This is a genomic window from Gammaproteobacteria bacterium (genome assembly GCA_022450155.1).
Classification (GTDB): domain Bacteria; phylum Pseudomonadota; class Gammaproteobacteria; order Arenicellales; family UBA868; genus REDSEA-S09-B13.
Genome location: JAKUQR010000008.1, coordinates 13,790 through 34,989 on the forward strand (window position 1 = coordinate 13,790; position 21,200 = coordinate 34,989).

21 protein-coding genes and 1 pseudogene are annotated in these 21,200 nt (G+C 52.5%); 13 read left to right on the forward strand and 9 right to left on the reverse strand.

Translation table 11 applies throughout. The features are described from left to right. Positions 1-7: 7 nt before the first annotated feature. The 3 genes from gatB to gatC all read right to left on the reverse strand — a co-directional run bounded on the left by gatB (position 8) and on the right by gatC (position 3,251). Complete coding sequence (gene gatB, locus MK323_06070; protein MCH2481724.1) at positions 8-1,444, reverse strand: Asp-tRNA(Asn)/Glu-tRNA(Gln) amidotransferase subunit GatB; 1,437 nt, start codon at positions 1,442-1,444, stop codon at positions 8-10. Further along, positions 1,441-2,898: an Asp-tRNA(Asn)/Glu-tRNA(Gln) amidotransferase subunit GatA gene (gene gatA, locus MK323_06075; GenBank protein MCH2481725.1), complete on the reverse strand. Its 1,458-nt coding sequence runs from the start codon at positions 2,896-2,898 to the stop codon at positions 1,441-1,443. Before gatA ends, gatB begins: the two co-directional genes overlap by 4 nt. Positions 2,899-2,963: 65 nt before the next feature. After that, a complete protein-coding gene (gatC, locus tag MK323_06080; protein ID MCH2481726.1) occupies positions 2,964-3,251 on the reverse strand; it encodes an Asp-tRNA(Asn)/Glu-tRNA(Gln) amidotransferase subunit GatC in 288 nt (95 codons plus the stop codon). A 128-nt stretch (positions 3,252-3,379) separates the two neighbouring features. Between gatC and MK323_06085 the strand changes: the two genes are divergently transcribed. From MK323_06085 to lipB, 10 genes are all read left to right on the forward strand, one after another. Then, a complete protein-coding gene (locus tag MK323_06085; protein MCH2481727.1) occupies positions 3,380-4,420 on the forward strand; it encodes a rod shape-determining protein in 1,041 nt (346 codons plus the stop codon). Positions 4,421-4,501: 81 nt separating this feature from the next. Next, entirely contained in the window at positions 4,502-5,374 is an 873-nt protein-coding gene (gene mreC, locus MK323_06090; GenBank protein ID MCH2481728.1) for a rod shape-determining protein MreC, read from the forward strand. Next, positions 5,367-5,861, forward strand: a complete 495-nt coding sequence (mreD, locus tag MK323_06095; protein MCH2481729.1) for a rod shape-determining protein MreD — start codon at positions 5,367-5,369, stop codon at positions 5,859-5,861. The genes mreC and mreD overlap by 8 nt, the downstream gene beginning before the upstream one ends. Continuing rightward, on the forward strand, positions 5,861-7,741 hold the full coding sequence (gene mrdA, locus MK323_06100) for a penicillin-binding protein 2 (GenBank protein MCH2481730.1): 1,881 nt from the start codon (positions 5,861-5,863) through the stop codon (positions 7,739-7,741). Before mreD ends, mrdA begins: the two co-directional genes overlap by 1 nt. Beyond that, positions 7,728-8,807 carry a rod shape-determining protein RodA gene (gene rodA, locus MK323_06105; GenBank protein MCH2481731.1) on the forward strand — a complete coding sequence of 360 codons (1,080 nt, stop codon included), beginning with the start codon at positions 7,728-7,730 and terminating at the stop codon, positions 8,805-8,807. Before mrdA ends, rodA begins: the two co-directional genes overlap by 14 nt. Then, positions 8,804-9,838, forward strand: a complete 1,035-nt coding sequence (gene mltB / locus MK323_06110) for a lytic murein transglycosylase B (protein MCH2481732.1) — start codon at positions 8,804-8,806, stop codon at positions 9,836-9,838. Before rodA ends, mltB begins: the two co-directional genes overlap by 4 nt. 228 nt (positions 9,839-10,066) lie before the next feature. Beyond that, the gene (locus tag MK323_06115; protein MCH2481733.1) at positions 10,067-10,663 is read left to right on the forward strand and encodes a septal ring lytic transglycosylase RlpA family protein; all 597 of its coding nucleotides are present in this window, start codon (positions 10,067-10,069) and stop codon (positions 10,661-10,663) included. A gap of 11 nt (positions 10,664-10,674) precedes the next feature. Beyond that, positions 10,675-11,850, forward strand: coding sequence for a D-alanyl-D-alanine carboxypeptidase (locus MK323_06120; protein ID MCH2481734.1), 1,176 nt, complete (start codon positions 10,675-10,677; stop codon positions 11,848-11,850). Then, entirely contained in the window at positions 11,851-12,141 is a 291-nt protein-coding gene (locus MK323_06125) for a DUF493 domain-containing protein (protein MCH2481735.1), read from the forward strand. Positions 12,142-12,176: 35 nt separating this feature from the next. Further along, positions 12,177-12,824 (forward strand): lipoyl(octanoyl) transferase LipB, encoded by a 648-nt coding sequence (lipB, locus tag MK323_06130; GenBank protein ID MCH2481736.1) that lies wholly within the window; start codon positions 12,177-12,179, stop codon positions 12,822-12,824. 79 nt (positions 12,825-12,903) lie between these two features. Here the strand turns inward: lipB and MK323_06135 are convergent, their stop codons facing one another. Beyond that, the gene (locus MK323_06135) at positions 12,904-13,605 is read right to left on the reverse strand and encodes a nucleotidyltransferase family protein (protein ID MCH2481737.1); all 702 of its coding nucleotides are present in this window, start codon (positions 13,603-13,605) and stop codon (positions 12,904-12,906) included. A gap of 147 nt (positions 13,606-13,752) precedes the next feature. On the opposite strand from MK323_06135, the gene lptD reads away from it, so the two are divergent. Beyond that, positions 13,753-16,362, forward strand: a complete 2,610-nt coding sequence (lptD, locus tag MK323_06140; GenBank protein MCH2481738.1) for an LPS assembly protein LptD — start codon at positions 13,753-13,755, stop codon at positions 16,360-16,362. A 6-nt stretch (positions 16,363-16,368) separates the two neighbouring features. After that, on the forward strand, positions 16,369-17,730 hold the full coding sequence (locus MK323_06145) for a peptidylprolyl isomerase (GenBank protein ID MCH2481739.1): 1,362 nt from the start codon (positions 16,369-16,371) through the stop codon (positions 17,728-17,730). A gap of 57 nt (positions 17,731-17,787) precedes the next feature. Here MK323_06145 and MK323_06150 read toward each other — a convergent pair. Together MK323_06150 and MK323_06155 are read right to left on the reverse strand one after the other, a co-directional pair. Next, positions 17,788-18,144 (reverse strand): annotated as a pseudogene (locus MK323_06150) (ammonium transporter). Positions 18,145-18,178: 34 nt separating this feature from the next. Beyond that, positions 18,179-18,517, reverse strand: a complete 339-nt coding sequence (locus MK323_06155; GenBank protein MCH2481740.1) for a P-II family nitrogen regulator — start codon at positions 18,515-18,517, stop codon at positions 18,179-18,181. A 291-nt stretch (positions 18,518-18,808) separates the two neighbouring features. Between MK323_06155 and MK323_06160 the strand changes: the two genes are divergently transcribed. Next, on the forward strand, positions 18,809-19,045 hold the full coding sequence (locus tag MK323_06160) for an accessory factor UbiK family protein (protein MCH2481741.1): 237 nt from the start codon (positions 18,809-18,811) through the stop codon (positions 19,043-19,045). 62 nt (positions 19,046-19,107) lie between these two features. Here the strand turns inward: MK323_06160 and MK323_06165 are convergent, their stop codons facing one another. The 3 genes from MK323_06165 to MK323_06175 form a co-directional block, all read right to left on the reverse strand. Then, complete coding sequence (locus MK323_06165) at positions 19,108-19,719, reverse strand: DsbA family protein (protein MCH2481742.1); 612 nt, start codon at positions 19,717-19,719, stop codon at positions 19,108-19,110. A 36-nt stretch (positions 19,720-19,755) separates the two neighbouring features. Further along, on the reverse strand, positions 19,756-20,118 hold the full coding sequence (locus MK323_06170) for a nuclear transport factor 2 family protein (protein MCH2481743.1): 363 nt from the start codon (positions 20,116-20,118) through the stop codon (positions 19,756-19,758). Positions 20,119-20,246: 128 nt separating this feature from the next. After that, positions 20,247-21,152: an alpha/beta fold hydrolase gene (locus MK323_06175; GenBank protein ID MCH2481744.1), complete on the reverse strand. Its 906-nt coding sequence runs from the start codon at positions 21,150-21,152 to the stop codon at positions 20,247-20,249. Between the last annotated feature and the right edge of the window lie 48 nt (positions 21,153-21,200).

Below are 21,200 nucleotides of genomic sequence, written 5' to 3' on the forward strand. Positions count from 1 at the left end.
GAAGGCATTAAGGCGAGAGTTTGTTGGACAGAATTTCATTTACCGCTTTCGGGTTGGCTTTGCCACCCGTTTCCTTCATGACCTGGCCTACCAGAAATCCCAGAACTTTTTCTTGCCCCTGCCTGACTTGGTCGGCCTGTTCCCTGAACTTCGATAGTATCTTTTCGATAACCTGTTCCAACTCGGCACTGTCGGATATCTGTTTCAGGCCACGGGCTTCTATGATTTGGTCTACATCACCACCGTTTTCCCATAAGTCGGAAAATATGTCCTTTGCTATTTTTCCTGATATGGACTGATCATCAATCCTGCAGATCAATCTGCCGAGTGCGGTCGGAGATACCTGACTCTGTTCGATCGGAAGACCATCTCGATTCAACGCGGCCATCAGGTCTCCAGTAACCCAGTTGGCGGCACTTTTGCTGTTACCCGCGGCCGCTCTGACCGTCTCCTCAAAGTAATCAGCAATCCCACGATCGGCAGTCAGTTGTTGAATATCTGACCTTCCCAACTGGTAAGTTCCAACAAAACGGTCACATCGGGCATCTGGAAGTTCCGGCAGTGACGATCTCAGATTCTCCAGTTCGGCATCTTCTATCAGCAGTGGCGGTAGGTCCGGGTCAGGGAAATAACGGTAATCATGTGCTTCCTCTTTTCTCCGCATAGGGCGGGTCTGATCCATCTGCGGATCATAAAGTCTGGTCTCCTGAACAACCTGCCCCCCATCCTCGATCAGATCGATCTGACGCTGAATTTCATGATTGAGTGCCCGCTCTATAAAGCGAAAGGAGTTGATGTTCTTTAATTCAGCTCGGGTACCGAGTTCTGTATCACCTTCAACTCTGACGGAAATGTTTGCGTCGCAGCGGAATGAGCCTTCCTGCATGTTGCCATCACAGATTTTCAGATAGCGAACAAGTGAGTGAATTTTTTTCAGATAGGCAATAGCCTCGGCTGGTGAGCGCATGTCGGGTTCGGATACAACTTCAAGCAGGGGGATGCCTGCCCTATTAAGATCGATACCTGACATCTCCCCGAAACCATCGTGCAGTGATTTTCCCGCATCCTCTTCAAGATGTGCTCGAGTAATCCGGATCTCTCTTAGTGCGTCACCTTCACCGATATTGATTTTGCCGCCGGATACAATGGGTATTTCATACTGGCTGATTTGGTAACCTTTGGGCAGGTCTGGATAGAAATAATTTTTTCGAGCAAATACTGATCGACGGTTGATTGTTGCACCGATTGCCAGTCCAAAAGTTGCCGCCATCAGGACTGCAGTACGGTTCATCACCGGCAGGATACCCGGCAGGGCGATGTCAACTGCACAGGCCTGGGTATTGGGATCGGCACCGTAGTGAGTGGAGGCGCCTGAAAATATCTTGCTTTGAGTCTGAAGCTGGACGTGCACCTCCAGCCCAATGACGCTTTCCCAGCGTGTCACTCGTAATCTCCCGGAATGCGCTGGTGCCAGTCAGTGACCTTCTGATAGGCGTGCGCCGCAGAAAGGATATTGGCCTCCTTGAGGTATGGCCCGGTCAGTTGTAAGCCGATTGGAAGTCCTGATTGATCGAATCCCGCTGGTAGAGAAATCGCGGGCAGACCGGCCAGGTTAGCCGGCACAGTAAACACATCGTTAAGGTACATCGAGACCGGGTCATCAAGGTTCTCACCCAGTGCGAAAGCAGTTGAGGGAGTCGTTGGCCCCGCGATGAGGTCACACTGTTTGAACGCCTGATTAAAATCATTGGCGATGATTCGACGGACTTTCTGGGCCTTGAGGTAATAGGCATCGTAATAGCCAGCCGACAGCGCGTAAGTACCGATAAGAATTCTGCGTTTAACCTCATCACCAAAGCCCTCTGCGCGGCTTTTTTCGTACATATCAAGTAAATCATCAAACTCCGGGGTTCGATGTCCGTAGCGTACACCGTCAAATCTTGACAGGTTCGAAGAAGCTTCAGCGGGCGCAATGACGTAAAACGCAGCAATGCCGGCGCCACTGTTGGGTAACTCAATATCAACCAGCTTTGCGCCGAGTTTTTCGAATTCCTGTAAGGCTGTTTCTATGGCAGACAGCACCTCGGCGTCGATCGAGGGATCAAGAAACTCTTTGGGAATCCCCAGCCTGACGTTTTCGAGTCCAGTGTTCAGCGTGGAAAGATAATCTGGAACAGCGGTGTCTAGGGAAGTCGAATCCCGGCTGTCGAATCCGGCCATAGTCTGCAGCAGCAGGGCTGCATCTTCGGCCGACTGGGTAATTGGTCCGGCCTGATCCAGTGATGAGGCATAGGCCACCATGCCATAACGGGAAATTCGTCCGTACGATGGTTTAAGTCCCGTCAGGCCGCAGAATGCGGCTGGCTGCCGGATTGAACCCCCGGTGTCTGTACCGATGGCGGCTGGTGCCAGTCTGGCAGACACTGCTGCTGCCGAGCCACCTGAACTGCCGCCAGGTACCTGCGCTGTGTTCCACGGGTTGAGTACCGGTCCGAAATACGACGACTCATTGGAAGAACCCATGGCAAATTCATCCATGTTGGTTTTTCCTAGCACGATGAAGCCGTCTTTATCGAGACGCTCAACGACGGTTGCATCGTAGGGTGATACGAAATTGGACAATATTCTGGATCCACAACTTGTGAGTAAATCTTGGGTACAGAATATATCTTTCAGTGCAACAGGCAGGCCCTTGAGATCCGCGTTATGCTCATCTCGCCTTGTGTGATCAGCTTGTTGGGCGCGTGCCAGGGCCTGTTCCCGATCGACACTCACAAACGCGTTCAGCTGCCGGTTCTGCTCTATCCGGTCCAGAAAGTGAGCAGTGATCTCCGTGCTGCTGATCTCACCAGTTACTAACATACTGCTCAGGGAGGTCAGGCTTTGCCGGTGCGGCATCGTTAGAGGTTTCCTGAGAACAACGGATTCTGGAGGAGATGATCCAAAGCCTTGGTGTACCGGCGCTAAGCGATCACTTTTGGCACCAGGTATAAACCCTGTTTCACGGCTGGTGCGATGGCCTGAAACCGGTCCCGTTCATTTACTTCTTTCACCTCGTCGTCCCGAAGTCGCAATTGGATATCCTGAGGGTGGGCCATTGGCTGGATTCCTTCAGTATCGATCTTGTTCATCTGTTCCACCAGGGTGAGGATGTTGGATAGATCGATGCTGTAGCGTTCAGCCTCGTGCGGTTCAATACGGATACGGGCGAGTCGTGCGACACGCTCTACGTCTGATTTGGAAATTGACACGACCAGGTGGGGACATTCATTGTTAGAGGCCAATTATACCCTGCTCTGGTTGAACCGGCAGGGGTACCCTGTGCTACAGTATGCGGCTTAATCTCGCTTCATATCTTTATCGTTTACTCGGCAGACGCATGTTATTCAAGAGTTTTTTTGGCCTATTTTCCAACGACTTGGCAATCGACCTGGGGACAGCCAATACGCTTGTGTATGTGCGAGAGCGTGGTGTAATCCTCAATGAACCTTCGGTGGTTGCGATACGAACCGGTTCTATCACACCAGAAAAATCGGTACTGGCCGTTGGGCAGGAGGCAAAACTGATGTTGGGCCGAACGCCCGGCAATATTCAGGCAATACGGCCCTTAAAAGATGGTGTCATCGCAGATTTTACGATCACGGAGATCATGCTGAAATATTTTATCAGAAAGGTTCAGCAGAACCGTTTTTTCTCCAGTCCCCGAATTGTGATCTGCGTACCCGGCGGGTCTAATCAGGTTGAACGTCGGGCGATCCGAGAATCCGCCGTGACAGCCGGTGCTCGCGAGGTGTATTTGATTGAAGAGCCGATGGCCATGGCGATAGGTGCTGCGTTGCCCGTTGCCGAGCCGACCGGTTCTTTGGTACTCGATATCGGAGGTGGGACCACTGAAGTCGCTGTGTTGTCACTTGGCGGGATCGTTTTTGCCACTTCTCTACGCGTTGCTGGTGACACTTTTGATGATGCGATTATCAATTATGTCCGCCGTAGGCATGGATTGCTGATTGGCGAAGCAACGGCGGAGCGAGTGAAGAAGGCGATTGGAACGGCTTGGATCGACTCTGATCACCGTGAAATGGAAATCAAGGGTCGTGATGTGGCCGAAGGAATGTCGCGCAGTCTGTTGATCGGCAGTGACGAGGTCTACGATGCGATCAGTGACGCCTTGACTCAGATCGTCCGTGTAATTCGGGAAACGCTCGAGAATACACCACCTGAACTGGCTGCCGATATTGGTGAACGCGGTATGGTGATTGCCGGTGGTGGAGCACTGATCAGGGATATGGACCGACGGCTGATGCAGGAAACCGGTTTGGCCGTGGTTATTGCTGACGATCCCTTGACCTGTGTCGCAAGAGGCTGTGGTCGCGCACTCGAAGACATGGCAGTGTTGGGGGATGTTTTCACGCGGGAGTAGCATGGCTGCTTTTAATCACTGTGATAAGGTGAGAACTGATGGCAGGAGCTACCAAATAAGGGATCGCCGGTAGCCCGTCGAGTGAAACTTCGCCGCTACGAATCTGTACACGCGTTGTTGTTTTTTGTGCTGTTGTCTATCGTTCTGATGACAGGTCACTTCTACAGTGAGAACGTTCGTCAGATTGCGCGGGTGCTTTCTGTTCTCAGTGTGCCCGTTCATCTGATCGCAGCATCTCCTTCGACCGTATATCGATGGTTCGAGGGAAGTCTGGACTCAAAGGATAAACTTAGACTGGAATTGGCTGAACTGAGTCGGAAGCAGCTCGTACTTCAGACACGTCTTCAGCAACTCAAGGCTCTCGAGTCTGAAAACAAACGGCTGAGAAATCTGCTGCATGCAGGCGCTCGACTCGCGAGCAAGATTCAACTTGCCGAACTGGTCAAGGTTAACCTTCATGGTTCCTCGCACTCTGTGCTGATCAACCGAGGTGCGGCTGACGGGGTCATAGTCGGTCTGCCGGTGATAGACGAGGGTGGGGTGGTTGGCCAAGTCACGCGGGTGGGCTCGTTTCGTAGCGCTGTGACGCTGCTCACAGATCCAGCACAAGGTGTTCCGGTTCAGACTGTACGCACAGGTTTGCGGGCAATAGCTTTTGGAGCAGGGGGATCGAGGAAGCTGCGGTTGCTCTATGTCGATCGTAATGCAGATATTCGTATTGGTGACTTGCTGGTGACATCTGGTCTGGGTGGTATCTACCCTTCGAGGTACCCTGTCGCGCATATCAGCGAAATTAAGCGCTACGTCGATGAGGCGTTCATGGCTGTCCAGGCGATGCCCAGCGCGCGCCTTAATAAAGGGCGTCAGGTCGTGCTTGTCTGGCATGATAGCGCTGAATCGCCCGCTGAATTGGATCCAGCGCTCCCGGTAGCTGCGGACAGCGAAAATGACTAGTCTGTTCGCCAGCCGCCAACGGGTCTGGGTTATTCCGGCGACATTCTTGGCGTCGTATGTGCTTGTTTCGTTTCCCGTTGAACCTCAGTGGCGCGGCTATGTGCCTGATTGGGTTACCTTGGTTCTGATCTACTGGTGTATGGCAGCACCACAAAGAGTTGGTGTGGGTGCCGCCTGGCTGGTTGGATTGGGGCTCGACCTCCTGTCTTTCGGTCTGGTTGGCAGTCATGCATTAACCAAGACGGTGATTGCGTTCCTGGTGGGCCGCGTGGCGTTGAGGCTCAGAGCCTATCCGGTCTGGCAGCAGACCGCCTTTATACTGATTTTGCTTGTGATCGAAACTGCCATACTGGTTGTCATTGAGTACCTAGTAGACGGACAGTTGGGGGGTATGTTCAGTTGGCCAGCGCTGGCAGTTGGTGTTGCCGTTTGGCCGTTGCTGTTCTGGTTTCTTCGCCGTTGCCGACGCTGGGGCCGACTGCCGTGATGAAGAAACACATCATTAACGATCGCGACCAGGACGTGCGAACTGTCAAGACCCGACTGATGATCTCCGCTGTCGTGATGGTCGTGCTAACGGTTATTTTGCTGGGTCGTTTTTTTGTCTTGCAGGTTACGCATCACGACCAATATCGCATGATGTCTCTGGACAACCAGATTGATTTGCGCCCCTTACCGCCAGTTAGAGGGATGATCTTTGATCGCTACGGCATGGTGCTTGCAGAAAACCAATCCGTCTATGAGCTGGAAGTCATACCTGAGAACGTCAACGATATGGATCGCATGCTCAGTGAGATCGGTATGCTGGTCGAGTTAACCGATCAGAATATTCGGCGGTTCCGAAGGAATGTGAAACAAAGACCTAGATTTGAGAGTCAAATTCTCAAATCCCGCCTTACCGATGCCGAGGCTGCCCGTTTTGCTGTTCGACAGCACCAGTTTCCAGGGGTGACACTCAGTGCGAGCCTGCGTAGGGTTTATCCTCAAAAAGACTTGGCTGGACACGTTGTTGGCTATGTGGGTAGGGTCAGTGAGCAGGATCTTAAGAAGATCGATACTCGGGCCTACAAGGGAACAAGTTACATCGGTAAGATCGGCATCGAATCCTTTTATGAAACAGAACTGCTTGGTCAAGTTGGTGTTCAGCAGGTAGAGACCGATGCGTATGGGCGGGTGGTCAGACAAATCAGCCATGTGGCTGCCAGAGCCGGAACAAATGTTTACTTGACACTGGACGTACAGCTTCAGAAAGTCGCAATAGAAGCACTGGGGGAACGTCGTGGTGCAGTGGTGGCCCTGGAACCGTCCACTGGCGACATTTTGGCTTTTGTGAGTACGCCGACCTATGACCCAAACCTTTTCGCACAGGGTATCAGTCATGAGGCCTATGGAAACTTACGTGGGTCGGTCGATAAACCCCTCGTGAATCGGGCTTTGTATGGTCGTTACGCACCAGGATCAACGATCAAGCCCCTGTTGGCACTGGCTGCCCTGGAGCACGGCTTGAAGTCTCAAGAGAAGGTATTGTGCACGGGTCGCTACGCATTGCCTGGGAGCAGTCGTAAGTATCGTTGCTGGCGACGTAAAGGCCATGGATACGTAAATCTCCACGATGCGCTTGAGCAGTCGTGCGACGTGTTTTTTTATGAGCTCGCACATTCGATCGGCATCAGAAAAATGGCAGACTATTTCGGCCGATTCGGATTTGGACGGCAGACAGGGATTGATCTTCTGGATGAACCGACGGCGCTGCTTCCGACCCCTGAATGGAAGAAGAAAAACCGGCAGGAGTCCTGGTATCCAGGGGAGACTATTATTACCGGCATTGGTCAGGGATATCTGCTGGTTACACCGCTGCAGCTGGCCTATGCTACTGCGACGCTGGCCAATCGAGGGCGTGCGATCAGGCCTCGGTTGCTCCGCGGACTTGAGAATCCTGGTTCCGGAGCCATCACCCATCCAGCGCAGCGGCGGGGATTAAGTGTCGAAAACAAGGATTCGAGTACCTGGGATCGGGTCATTGCAGGGATGGAATCGGTACTTCACGGTTCAAGAGGTACCGCCAGGGCCAGTGGCAGGAACAGTCCTTACCGTATAGCCGGCAAGACCGGTACTGCACAAGTCGTCTCGATTCCTGAAGATTGGGATAATCGCAGCGACGAACTACCTGAGGAGTTACGCGATCACGCCCTGTTTATTGCTTTTGCACCGGTCGAACAGCCGCGAATCGCCATTGCCGTGGTGGTTGAAAACGGGGGAAGTGGAAGTCGTGTAGCGGCACCCATTGCGCGCAAGATCATGGACTACTATTTCATCGATAGATTAAGACGGGCCTCCCTTCCGGGAATAGCGAATGTATTCGGGTAGAAAAATGCATGTGGATGGCCCACTCCTGCTGGGTGTGCTGGCCCTTTGTGTATTAGGGCTGGTACTCATTTACAGCGCCAGCGGTGAAAACTGGAATCTGATGTGGCGACAAGGGATCAGGCTGTTGCTTTCGCTAGGTGTGCTGTTCGCTGCAGCACAGATTCCACCGGAAGTTGTTCGGCGTCTGTCGCCACACATATTTATAGGCGGATTACTTATCCTGGTGCTGGTTCTGGTGGCCGGTTATGTGGGTAAAGGCGCCCAGCGGTGGTTGGATTTGGGGGTTTTTCGATTTCAACCCTCCGAATTGATGAAACTCGGTGTGCCGATGGCGGTGGCGTGGCTATTAACACGGCGTGCTATGCCACCCCGGTTTCTTGATGTGCTTGGCGTACTGCTGATCATTGCCTTACCTTCACTACTTGTTGTCGTTCAGCCTGACCTCGGTACTGCCATAATGCTAACCGTGTCCGGTCTGCTTGTTCTTTTCCTGGGTGGAATCCGATGGCAGCATCTACTGATGCTGATCGGGGCGGCGGTCGCCGCGGCACCGTACCTCTGGGCTCAACTACATCACTATCAGCAACAACGAATTCTGAATATGTTCGATCCCTGGTCGGACCCTCTTGGCAGCGGATATCACGCTATTCAGTCCATGATTGCGATCGGTTCGGCTGGCTTGGCCGGAAAGGGATGGCTTGCTGGGAGTCAGTCGCACCTGAAATTTATTCCGGAGAGAAGTACTGACTTTATATTCGCTGTTTTCGCAGAAGAGTTCGGTCTGGTAGGGGTCATTGCCCTGGTCACACTGTATGTGTTTCTAGTAGGGCGGTGTCTGGTCATGGCTTATCATGTCAGAGAAGTATTCTCACGTTTACTGATCGGCGGCCTGGCGCTGACGTTTTTCTTTTACTTCTTTGTAAACGCTGCAATGGTCGCAGGTATGTTGCCGGTGGTTGGCGTCCCCTTGCCGCTGGTCAGTTATGGTGGTACTTCAATGCTCACACTGATGGCAGCCTTTGGAATTATGATGGGGGCCTACACGCGTCGGGGGTTAATGACATGAAGACACACAGCATGTTTTCGAGTGAGTTCGTCTCCAAAATGGCTTTCTCCTGCCTGAGTGGGCTGGTTGTACTCCTGCTGAGTCTGTTACCGGGGTCTACGGCCCGGGCAGTGTCGCTCGAGAAGTATCCTCAATTGATTGAACTTGCCGATCGGTTGGTCCAGGAACACGACTTGGATCGGACTCAACTCCTGGATTGGTTTGAACACGCTCAAATCAAGAAAAAAATTATCAAAGCGATGAACCGACCGGCTGAGCGGTTGTCGTGGCACCGGTACCGAGGACTGTTTGTGAATGAGGGATCTGTACGGAACGGTGTTAAGTTTGCGAAGCGGCATCGGGCCCTGTTAGACCGCGCTGAAGCCAGGTTCGGTATTCCGATCGAAGTGATCGTTGCCATTATTGGAATAGAAACCCGCTATGGCGAAGTTACAGGGAATCTGAGGGTGTTGGACAGTCTCGCCACACTGGCACTGGAGTACCCACGCAGAAGTAAGTTCTTCTCGTCCGAATTGGAACACTATATGGTGTTGGTGCGCGACAACAAACTCGATCCATTGGTCGTCAAAGGATCTTATGCCGGGGCGATGGGTATTCCTCAGTTCATGCCCAGCAGTTACCGGCGTTACGCGATAGATTTTGATGGTGACGATAGAAGAGATCTCCTAAACAGCGTCGCTGATGCCATCGGCAGTGTTGCCAATTATCTGGCGGTCCACCGATGGCGAAAAGGTGAACCCATAGCATTGCGGATTCCTGTTGAACTATCAGTTCAGCTTGAGTCCTTTGTAACTCGGGGCCTGAAGCCCAACACGCCGCTGGCCACACTGGTCCAAGCTGGCGTGAAACTTGTTCCTGGCGTTGACCTTAATTGGAATGTCGGAGTTATGCGGTTTGATCAAGGGAGCAAGGTTGAATACCGGCTTGGCTATCACAACTTCTTTGTCATCACGCGTTACAACCGGAGCCAGAATTATGCGATGTCCGCATTTGAACTTGCGGAGCAGATCGCAGCCAGGATTAAGGATTAATTTTCGGTGGTATTGCGGCTTTCTCTGCTGGCGATGGCCGCCCTTTGGTTGACTGGCTGCAGTTTTTGGGGTGACAAGCCGCGCAGTGGCGCATATTTTGAAGATGATGGACCACCAGCCTACGCTGGACCAGATCCCTCTTCTGTGCCCGATGCAGTTCCCAGGATAGAACCGTTAAGTAAAATCGGCAATGCGCCCTACCGGGTGAATGGTGTTCGGTATGTACCGATGAAAAGCGCACGCGGTTACAAAGAAAATGGCACAGCTTCCTGGTATGGCCGAAAGTTTCACGGTCGTCGAACGTCCAGTGGTGAAACCTATGACATGTACGCGATGACCGCTGCGCATAAAACATTGCCATTGCCGACCTATGTGCAGGTGAAGAATCTCGACAATGGTGTCAATGTGGTCTTGCGGGTTAATGATCGAGGACCATTTCTGGGGGGACGCTTGATTGATCTGTCATATATGGCTGCGCGCAAGCTGGGTATGACGGCATCCGGCACAGCTCGCGTAGAGGTGACCGCGGTAAAAGATCATTCAGCGTCTGCCCCAGTTGCTAATGTTTCACTAACCCAGCGCAATAACAGGCTGGTCTACGCTCAAGCCGGTAGTTTCCGACTTCTGGGAAATGCGCATGCTCTGCGTGAAAGACTCACTCACCAGGGTATCTCTCGGGTGAACGTTTCCCCCACAAGGGTCGATAACACGCTGTATTATCGGGTTTGGGTGGGCCCTTTGAGATCTGACTTGAAGTTGAGTGAGATAATTGATCAGATTACCCGCATTACGGGTGTTGAACCACATATTATTGAGAACGACTGACGAGGCACACTATGGGTTACAGATTACGCACGATTTATTTTCTGACCCCGCTTTTTGTGCTTCTATTTATTCCGACACTACTGTCGGCTTATGAATCTGATCTCGCCGAGAGTGCCCGTTCTCTCATACAACCGCCCAGTCTTAAGGCGTCATCCTGGCTGCTCATGGATTCTAGAACGGGAACAATCATTGCCTCTGAGAAAAAAGATAAACGGATCGAGCCTGCAAGTCTGAGCAAGCTGATGACAGCTTATGTGGTATTTCAGGAGATCCAAAGAGGCATCGTTAGACTGGACGAAGAGGTCACCGTCAGCGAGAAGGCATGGAAAACAATGGGGTCCCGGATGTTTATCGAACCAGGTGATCGGGTCAGAGTCGAGGACTTGTTATTGGGGCTGATCGTCCAGTCCGGAAATGATGCGGCAGTCGCCCTTGCCGAGCATGTTGCCGGGAGTGAAGCAGGATTTGCCGACCTGATGAATCAGGCCGCTGTGCAGATGGGTTTGAAGAATACTCATTTTGTTAATTCAACCGGGCTTCCACATCCTGACCACTTCAGTACGGCGTATGATATTAGTGAAGTCACGCGTACGATCATCCGGCAACAGCCCGAGCACTACGGCTTCTACGCCATTTCGGAATTTACCTGGAATGGAATAACGCAGAAGAACCGCAATCCACTGTTGGCCCGAGATGACACGGTAGACGGCGTTAAGACGGGCCACACAAAGTCTGCCGGGTACTGTCTGGTGGGCTCGGCTGAGCGGAACAACATGCGATTGATCGCCTCGGTTATGGGCGCCAGCAGTGAGCGCAGTCGAGCTAATTCAGTTTATTCGTTGTTGAAATACGGTTTTGCTGCTTATGAATTTCACCACTTGTATGGAAATCAGGCAGCGATCCTGCAGGCCGATATATTCAAGAGCAAAGTTGAGTCTATCCCCGTGGGAATCAGTCAGGGTATCGATCTTCTATTGCCCAAAGGTTCAGGTGCATCACTACAAGCAAAAGTCCAGCTGTCAGAGCCTCTGGTCGCGCCGTTAGAGATTGGGCAGGAAGTCGGTACACTGACAATACTGCTTAAGAATGCCGTACTGGTCACCCGGCAGTTGATCGCGCTTGGTCCAGCGCCTGCCGCATCCTGGTTCGGTGGATTGACCGACTCGCTTCAACTCTGGCTTCGCTGAATGGAGGATCAACGTGGTGATCATATCGGCCAAGGGCTGGATCTACTGGAATTTCCCTGCCGGTATGAGATTAAGGCCATGGGTAAATATGATGCGTTGTTTGAAACACGGGTTCACAAAATTGTCGGCCGACACCTGGGCGATGTTCCCATTGTCCAGACGGTTACTCGGGAGAGCACTGGAGGTCGGTACGTATCGGTGACATGCACAATTGAAGCTATCAGTCGTGAGCAACTTGATTCAATCTATCTGGACCTACACAGCGAAGTGGATGTGTTGGTCACCCTCTAACTGAACCGGGTGCTTTTCAGGTGGTGGAACAGCCCATGGACTTTCTTGTTGTCCGTGATCTTGGATTGAAGTCGTATCATTCTGTGCTCGATGATATGCAGCGGTTTACCCGTACGCGTACGCGAGGCACAGCCGATGAAATCTGGTATGTACAGCACCCCGCAGTTTATACGCGCGGAGTGAGTTGCCATGATTTACCCTGGGGCGATGGTCGGGACCTGGAACTGGTTGATAGTGATCGTGGCGGGCAGATAACCTACCACGGTCCTGGCCAACTGATTGCATACCTGCTGCTTGACCTGCGCCGATGTGGTCTGGGCGTCCGGGGATTGGTCGCTCGAGTTGAGCAGGTGATTGTTCAGCTGCTGGCTAATCATGAGCTGAGCGGCGACATTCGGCCTGGTGCACCGGGTGTTTATATCGATGGTGAAAAAATTGCTGCATTAGGTCTTAGAGTCCGGAATGGATGCACATACCACGGTTTGAGCCTTAATGTAGATATGGATCTATCGCCCTTTGGTTTCATCGATCCATGTGGTTATCAGGGTCTCGCGGTAACCCAGCTTAAGTCACAGGGTATTTCTGTTTCGCTCTCAAGCATTCAGGACGAGCTGACTGATCTATTTGTGTCGAGTCTTGGTTATGATTCCACAGTCGCAGACCCGCCAGTAAAAGAGAATTAGGTAAAGTGGATCTGGTAAGGCGACTGCGGATTCAGCCGGACTCCATCTAACCGTTATGTGGTACGGGAAGTCAACCCAGTCAGCGCGGGTTATTTTGTGCGTTGGCGATCCGCCTGGCTTCAGACAGTCGATCAACTGTGCCTACATCTATCCACTGGCCAGAAAAATGCTGGCCAGACAGCTGATTCCCGTCTGCAGCCTGTCTTAAAAGCCCCGCGAGTGGAAACCGGCCCCGGGGGCTGTCATTAAACAGGCTGTGACGATAGATGCCGATTCCTGAAAATGTCAGGCTCACCGAGTTGCCCACAGGTTGATTCAGTACTTTTTGTCCCAACAGGTGAAAGTCTCCAGCTGGATTGTGGACAGGGTTGTCGACTAGCAGTAAATGCCCTTGACCGTCGATACCGTCAGGGAGTGAATCAAGGTACAGATCGGTCCAGATGTCACTGTTAAGAACAACGAAAGGGTCGGTTGTTATCAGCCTCAGCGCCTGTCGTATCCCACCACCGGTATCCAGGGCGCCTTCAGGTTCGTGAGAATAGACAACCGACAATCCGTAGCGTTTGCCATCGCCGATATGAGATTCGATCATGTCGCCGAGGTGGTCGAGGTTGATCACCACCTGATCGACTCCAGCCTGTGCCAAAGCGACTAAATGATGCTCGATCAGGCAGCGGTCACCGATCTTGATCAGGGGTTTGGGCAGGTGATCAGTAAGCGGTCTGAGTCGTTCTCCGCGACCCGCTGCCAGAATCATTGCGTGAGAGTATTTCCAGGGCATCGGGGTAACCTGCTACACAGAAAGCATGTGACTTCGGTCTGATCCGGGTGTTGCCTATAATAACGTACGTAGAGGTCTCGATTGCTTAACAAAGCTAAAGTTGTTTCGTGCGGGGTCAGGTATCGGATGTCCAGGCAGCTCAAACCTATGGAATCACATCACAGCAGACGATTTAATCTTCGTGTTCCCCGAACGGGACTACAGGTTGTTACTGTGGTCTTTCTACTGTTGGTATCACTGACCACAAGAGCGGATCTGCCGGTTTCGTTCGCTGACGAGGCGATCTGCCCGGTCGACGTGATCTGGGTACCACCCGCTGTACTGCCCTATGTTGGTCGCGACCCGACCAGTCTCCAGGTGGAACTCGAGTCCGACCAGATTGATATGCCTAAACCGCATGTACTGGTTTTGACCGGCGGGGCTTCGGTGACACAGGGCGCACAGTCGGTCTATGCGGAGAACATCGTCTTTGATAAAAATACGTTTACCCTCGAGACGGGTGAGGCCGTGGTGCAGTCCCACGCAGGTGACCGACTGGTGGTTGATTCTTTGGAACTGCAACTCGAGACACGGATCGGACGTGCTGATAATGTTCAGTTTCAGATCGCCAGACGCGGCGCGATCGCCAAAGGCAAAGTGGTTGATCCCGGTGGTGTCAGCCATGACCCTTCTGGATTTACCTACGCGGTTGCCGGTCAGGTCGGAAGCGTGAAAGGGCCACGATCTTATACCCCACCCGATGTGATCACTCTGCCCAGCGGCGAAGTGATCAGCGTCGGCAACGAGGACTCGACGGCAGCTCAAACCGATACGGAACCGGATGTAAAAGAGCGAGTCCAAGTGAAGGCGCGTTACCGGGGCCGTGCCGACACGATCTATTTCGAGGGACACGATCGCGAGCGTTTGGAAAACGTTGTGTATTCTAGTTGTGTGGCCGGTGATGATACGGTGCTGATGGAAGCGAGTGAGATCATCCTAGATCATGCAACCGGAATTGGTATTGGCAAGCACCTGAAAGTACGTTTTTTTGATGTGCCCATTCTGTATTTTCCTACAGTCAGCTTTCCATTGACCGACCAGCGGAAAACCGGTTTTCTTTTTCCGACGTTCGGCTATGGGCAGGACTGGGGATTCAATTTCCGACTGCCTTTTTACTGGAACATTGCACCCGACCAGGATGCCACTTTCGAGTGGAGCGTGATGGCCAACCGCGGTGTACAGACTGCGGGTGAGTACCGCTACCTTGGGGCGACAGCTGACGGTGAATACAGCGGTGTAGTGCGCGCTGAGTACCTACCCGAAGATCGCAAATTTGGCAGCAGCCGCTATGGCTGGAGCTATGACCATCGCCTGAATACCCAGCGCTGGGATACCGATTTTAGACTGGATGTTGATCTCGGTTATGTGTCTGATCCCTGGTACCTGGATGATTTGGCAGACAATCTTCAGGTCAGCAGTGCGTCACATATTCCGCAGACAGTCAATCTGGCGGTGGATCCGTACGATATCTTTGTTGAAGAAGAAGGACTGTATGCCAACCTCGATTTCTCGGCCTACCAGAGTGTTGATGCTGAGTTGACCGATGACGAAGAGCCCTATGCGAGATTGCCCGGTCTCAGTGTGACTTGGGACAAGACATACGACCTCAGTGCGGAAGACCGGACTGACAGGTATCTGCGCGATGACAGCACCCGTTTTAGCTTACGGCCAGAAGTGGATTCGGAACTGGTGAATTTTGATCATGGATCCAATGACAAGACACAGGGCCTGCGGTTGGACATGCAGCCGGCCGTTTCACTTAGCATGGAGCGGCAGTACGGCGCCATCACACCGAAGCTGACCTATGCCTATACTGCCTACAACGTATCTGGACAACCGATTGGAAAGCCGTCAAGTCCGACCAGAAGCATATTCTTGTTCGAAGTGGCATCTGAACTGTTCCTTGAGCGGGATATTAGCTGGCGGAGTATCGATTATGTTCAGACCCTTGTCCCTCGGCTGGCTTATCACTATGTGCCCTATAAGGATCAGTCTGACCTGCCCGTGTTTGATACCGGATCAGTAGGTTTTAACAATATTGTTGATGCCTATCTGGGCGACGGGTTCTGGGGAGCAGACAGGATTCAGGATTTTCAGGGCTTCACCCTCGGGCTGGAAAGTGATACCTATGCTAGCGAATCTGGGGACCGTTTGATGAAGTGGACCCTGGCACAGCAGATCTATCTGGCAGACCGACAGGTGACCCTGAATACGGGTGATGCACCGGCGACGAGCAATTACTCAACGCTGCTCGGAGAACTCGATTTCAATATCACGCAGCAGTGGAACGCGAGTGGCTTCGCCAGCTGGAGCTGGGACGACAGTGAGTTCGACGAGTGGCGCGTGGGTTCAGCGTATACCCCGGGGTCACGGAGGCAGATCAATTTAGCCTATCAGAGTGAGGGAGATGACAACCGCAACTTAGAAATTGGACTGAATTGGCCGCTGGCTCCCCGCTGGCAGTTGGGGGCAAGCGGGTTGTTCGGCGAGAGTGAAGACGGCGGACAATATACCCGTATCAGTCTGGGTTATGATGCCTGTTGCTGGGCGATACGGCTGGAGCTAGAAGACCGTCCTATTGTGGAAGATGATAATTCAGAAGAAAGTGGCGGTAGTCGCATCATGTTCACGCTCAGACTCAAAGGGCTGGGCACGATCTCTTCAGGTGAGGTGTTGGGATTGAGTAGAGGATTCTCTACCTCAGCGCCAGCATTATAGAAACCGATGGGTACATCGCCTAAACGAACTCGATTCATGCAGTTGCTGATGCTGCCTTTGCATACAGACAGACCGAAGCTACTTGCTGTTATCGGCCTGTTTTTGCTTGTCGCCGTTTCTGATCTTGGAATCAGCAGTGACAGCCTCGACCGAGTTGTTGCCGTGGTAAACCAGGACATTATTACTGAATCCGAGCTGCGCCACGAGGTGATGCAAACCCAGAGAGAGCTGCGTGCCAAAGGCCAGCCTATACCCCCGATAGCTGGCCTTAAGGTAAACCTCCTTGAATCAATGATTGTCCACTTGATTCAGATTCAGCGGGCCGAATTCCTCAACATTACGGTCGCGGATGAGATGGTCATGGGTGTGGTCAATAATATTGCGCAGAACAACCAACTCTCGCTAACTCAGCTGCAGATAGAAATCGAACGCGACGGACTGAGTTTTGGGGAATATATTGAGGACATCCGCGACCAGATTGCCATCCGCCGTCTGGTCGATCAGGAGGTGGCCCGGCAAATTACTGTGACGGATCAAGAAATCGACGAGTTTCTGATCCAGTATCCCGATACCATATCCAAGCGGCCGACAGAACTCGATCTGTCTCACATTTTGATAGCCGTACCGGCCGATGCAACGGAAGAAGACATCGCATCGAGAGAAAACAGGACTCGTGTAATCCAGGACGAGATTTCTGGTGGTCTGGCCTTCAGCGATGCCGCAATGCTTTACTCTGACAGTCCAGATGGTGCTGAAGGCGGTCGGTTGGGATGGCGACTGAACGCTGACTTACCGACTCAGTTTGTTAAGGCTGTGTCTGAACTTGAAGTTGGCATGGTGTCCAGCGTGATCCGGAGTCCACGTGGGTTTCACATTGTCCAGCTGTTGAATCGTCGAGGTGGGGAGGAAAACTTGGTCGAGCAGTCTCGGGTCCGACACATAGTTCTGGTACCGAACGTGGTTTCCGGAGAAGCCCAAATACGCGTGCGACTCGAGCGTATCCGCCAGAGGATACTCGCGGGTGCACCATTTTCAGAGATGGCCAAACTCCATTCCCAGGACCAACAGAGCCGTGCGAAAGGGGGTGATCTCGGATGGTTGAGTCCAGGTGATAGCGATGGTGAATTTGAAAAGGTTGCGAGCGAGCTGGCAGTGGGTGAGGTAAGCACAGTGTTTCAGACTGGGGCCGGTTTTCATCTCGTACAGCTGGATGCGCGACGGACGAGAAATATGAGTAGTCGAATCAAACGCAGTCAAGCCCGGCTGCAGGTTCGTACGCGAAAAGTCAACGAGAAATATGAAGAATGGCTCGGCGAACTCCGGGATATAGCCTACATTGAGTATCGTGTTGCACTGGATGACCTGTAGCCCACCGAACATTTCCTTCGAAATGCCCGGTGGATCACAGCCAGTTCTCGTCTTCGATTAGCGGTTAGCAGTAAATTCCGGGTAGGCTTCTAGGCCACATTCACTGACATCCACGCCGCGGTACTCGTCATCTTCGCTCACCCGCAGACCGGCCAATATTCGAATCACGCCCCACGTCAAGAGGCTGGCCACGAATACAAAAGCGAATATCACACCGATTCCGATCAGTTGGGCGTTCAAGTTGATCTCCGAGTTGGTCAGTGGTACGGCGAGTAGACCCCAGATCCCTACGGTACCATGAACTGAGATCGCACCCACCGGGTCATCGATTCTGAGGCGGTCCAATCCGAGCACGGAAAAGACGACGATGGCTCCACCGACTGCCCCAATCAGTGTCGCCAGCAGCGGAGAGGGGGGTGAGGGGTTCTGTAGTGAGTCCGTAAATGCCCTAAAGCGCCTCAGGACCTGTTTCACCAGTACGGATACGAATCACCTGTTCAATCTCAGAAACAAAAATCTTGCCATCTCCGATCTTGCCGGTCTGTGCCGCTGTTGTTATCGACTCAATCACCCGATAGACCAGATCAGTTGGGACAGCCACCTCGAGTTTTATCTTGGGCAGGAAATCGACGGCATACTCTGCACCGCGATACAGTTCCGTGTGCCCTTTTTGTCTACCAAAGCCTTTAACTTCCGTAACGGTCATGCCCTTTATTCCGATTTCGGACAAAGCATCCCGGACGTCATCCAGGCGGAAGGGTTTAATAATCGCCATGATCAGTTTCATATCAATCTCCTGTGTTTAACGCCTTAAATGTGTCGCTGGCACGAATGGGCCTTTGTTCACATCTATACCTCAAGCAATTTCCGTGCCAGAGTCGTTAAGTCGGTATTTCCGGGCTGGATTGGCGTATTTGGCAGGTTGAATAGGGCTGTTTTGATTCAGACTGGTGCATCTGGAGGCAGCCCTGCACCGGACCGGTGCGCTGATAAACGAAGAACTGAATTTGGTACAATCGGGGACCGTGATTATTGCGGCTGCCCATTGTCTTGATGTGCGACCGGAGAAGACCCAGTGATGCCTTTACGAAAAATTGCCGAGGCTATTGTTGATGTGCTGCCCCAGAATATTGCCAAAGATGTTCGCAGCAACACGCGAGTTGTGGTGCAATCTGCTCTTGAAAAAATGGATCTGGTCAGTCGCGAAGAACTCGATGTCCAGGAAAAGGTCCTGCAGCGAACACGAGAGAAGCTTGAGGCCCTGGAAGCTCGGATTACTGAACTCGAGCAGACACTCAGTACGCGTTCGGACTAGTTCTCACCGTATCTCACCCCTGGTTGTATGCTACCTTGGGGCGTGTTAGGGGCTGCCTGAAATTAACACATCTGCTTATCGGCCAGTGCGTGCCATCGTTCACGAAGGGTATCCGCATCGGTGTAACCGGCGCTCAGCAGTTCCAAGCGGTTTCCATCAGTCGCGTCCTTTTGATGCCAGATTACTGTCGGGAACCCTGACACCCCGAATGAACGGACTTGGTCCAGCTCTTCTCTAAAAGCTTGTTGCACAGTTGAACTGTCAAGATCTTCCTGGAACTGTACCCGGTCAAGTCCAATTTCGCCGGCAAGATCAATTAATGTATCGTAATCTGACGGATTTCTAGCGTCCAGGAAGTAGGCCCGCTGTAGTGCTTCATAATATCGTTCTCGCGAACCGTTCAATTGGAGACCGGCAGTGATTACCGCGCGGCATGCAGGATAGGTTGAGCGGCGAGGCTGACACACAACCCAGAACTGATGATTAAATTTAGCCCCGGTCCGATCAGCGACTGATCGCCAGGCGCTTTGAACATAGGCTTGTGTTTTCGTGTCCATGGGTTCATCCGAATCAGGCGCGAGCCCCCCCATCAAATCCTTGACAGTCACCGATGATGGTAACTCTCTGACGAATGCCTGCCATGCAGATCGAAAACCCCAGCACCAGCTGCACATCGGATCGACAATGAAGTAGAGTTGATTGATGGTGCATTAATCCGGAAGTTTGGTCGACTGCCACGCAACCATCTGCCAACTGCCATTGTGCTTGCAGTAAACATCGAGAAACCGCACTTGAAACTTAAGGTCGCGGTCACTGCCCGTGACATGTAACTTAGCGTGTCCTGTGACCACTGCTGTATCCCCGTAGTCTTGAATGTTTACGTCATCTCGTTCAAAGGACACATACCGGATCCGGCCGGAAGTTAGATTGCCGATAAACTCGGCTTTAGTTTCAACCCGAGCAGTTGAGTGGGTATAGATCAAATCATCAGCCAGGATCGCGTCTAGCGCAGCCCCGTCGCCCGCAATCATTGCCGCTATACGCTGGTTTTCTAGTTCGATAATCTCATCCATTATTGTTTTCTCGGTTAAGCAGAAGTTGGTTTACTAATCGATACCTTCGGGTCTGACACAAGTGTGACATAAATTGGTACACCACACGTACCACACAGAGTGGCACAGGGTCAGCTTATGATGTACCGCTAGGTCGCAGCAAGTGGCAAATGACGTGCATTCGTGGCCAGTTCGGCAACTGCATCAGCGACGGGTTCCCAGTACGGGGCAAGCAGGCAGTGCCCCATGTCCTCAATGATCATCAGTCGGGCATTTGGAATAGCAGCCGCTGTGGCTTGACCGGCTGCAACAGGTATGAGCGGGTCTGCAGTACCATGGATGATCAGTGAGGGCAGCTTAAGCTGTGAGAGACGGGACAGTCGGTCCCCACTGGCGCGGGCTGCTGCCATCTGATACGACCAGCCAGACGGATGGTAGCAGCGGTCAAAGCTACGCTGGAGAATCAGCCTGATATAGGCTTCATCAAAATGGGGGCCGCTGGTCGCTCGGTACCCTTCAATCTGAAGGTCGACGTAGGTTTCGGGGTCGTTCAGATCCATGGTGAGAGATTTGTTCACCACATCGGACGACATTTGTTCATCAGAGATGGCCATCCGTGGCCGTGGGGCCGACATGATGGAGATCAGAGAGCGTACCCGCTGTGGAAATTCGATAGCCAGGGTTTGGGCAATCATGCCGCCCAATGACACGCCCATCATGTGGGCAGTCTCGATCTCCAGGGCATCTAGGACGCCGATTGTATCTGCAGCCATAGCCGACAGGGAATAGGGAGCGTCAACTACCTCTGATCGCATAATTTCCGATACAGGTTGAGCGGGTCCGGATGTTTTTGAGCTTAAACCAACGTCCCGATTGTCAAATCTGACGATCTGAAATTTCCGGTCAGCAAACACCTGGCACAGTTCATCTGTCCAGTAGACCAATTGGCTGCCAAGTCCGGATATCAATACCAGGGTCTCATGTGCCGGGTTGCCGAGAACTTCATAGTAGATGTCGGTGCCGGCGTTGTGGGCTGTTCCTGATCTGAAGTTCATGTGTCCGCTGACTTTTCAGACAACACCACAGCTTGATGGCAGAGGTTT

What these genes read in the sequence shown, in the direction of transcription:
- gatA (MCH2481725.1), bottom strand. Translation starts at nt 2,898, where the DNA reads ATGCCGCACCGGCAAAGCCTGACCTCCCTGAGCAGTATGTTAGTAACT.
- MK323_06085 (MCH2481727.1), top strand. Translation starts at nt 3,380, where the DNA reads ATGTTATTCAAGAGTTTTTTTGGCCTATTTTCCAACGACTTGGCAATC.
- mreD (MCH2481729.1), top strand. Translation starts at nt 5,367, where the DNA reads ATGACTAGTCTGTTCGCCAGCCGCCAACGGGTCTGGGTTATTCCGGCG.
- mrdA (MCH2481730.1), top strand. Translation starts at nt 5,861, where the DNA reads ATGAAGAAACACATCATTAACGATCGCGACCAGGACGTGCGAACTGTC.
- rodA (MCH2481731.1), top strand. Translation starts at nt 7,728, where the DNA reads ATGTATTCGGGTAGAAAAATGCATGTGGATGGCCCACTCCTGCTGGGT.
- mltB (MCH2481732.1), top strand. Translation starts at nt 8,804, where the DNA reads ATGAAGACACACAGCATGTTTTCGAGTGAGTTCGTCTCCAAAATGGCT.
- MK323_06115 (MCH2481733.1), top strand. Translation starts at nt 10,067, where the DNA reads ATGAAAAGCGCACGCGGTTACAAAGAAAATGGCACAGCTTCCTGGTAT.
- MK323_06120 (MCH2481734.1), top strand. Translation starts at nt 10,675, where the DNA reads ATGGGTTACAGATTACGCACGATTTATTTTCTGACCCCGCTTTTTGTG.
- MK323_06125 (MCH2481735.1), top strand. Translation starts at nt 11,851, where the DNA reads ATGGAGGATCAACGTGGTGATCATATCGGCCAAGGGCTGGATCTACTG.
- lipB (MCH2481736.1), top strand. Translation starts at nt 12,177, where the DNA reads ATGGACTTTCTTGTTGTCCGTGATCTTGGATTGAAGTCGTATCATTCT.
- MK323_06135 (MCH2481737.1), bottom strand. Translation starts at nt 13,605, where the DNA reads ATGCCCTGGAAATACTCTCACGCAATGATTCTGGCAGCGGGTCGCGGA.
- lptD (MCH2481738.1), top strand. Translation starts at nt 13,753, where the DNA reads ATGGAATCACATCACAGCAGACGATTTAATCTTCGTGTTCCCCGAACG.
- MK323_06145 (MCH2481739.1), top strand. Translation starts at nt 16,369, where the DNA reads ATGGGTACATCGCCTAAACGAACTCGATTCATGCAGTTGCTGATGCTG.
- MK323_06155 (MCH2481740.1), bottom strand. Translation starts at nt 18,517, where the DNA reads ATGAAACTGATCATGGCGATTATTAAACCCTTCCGCCTGGATGACGTC.
- MK323_06160 (MCH2481741.1), top strand. Translation starts at nt 18,809, where the DNA reads ATGCCTTTACGAAAAATTGCCGAGGCTATTGTTGATGTGCTGCCCCAG.
- MK323_06165 (MCH2481742.1), bottom strand. Translation starts at nt 19,719, where the DNA reads ATGTGCAGCTGGTGCTGGGGTTTTCGATCTGCATGGCAGGCATTCGTC.
- MK323_06170 (MCH2481743.1), bottom strand. Translation starts at nt 20,118, where the DNA reads ATGGATGAGATTATCGAACTAGAAAACCAGCGTATAGCGGCAATGATT.
- MK323_06175 (MCH2481744.1), bottom strand. Translation starts at nt 21,152, where the DNA reads ATGAACTTCAGATCAGGAACAGCCCACAACGCCGGCACCGACATCTAC.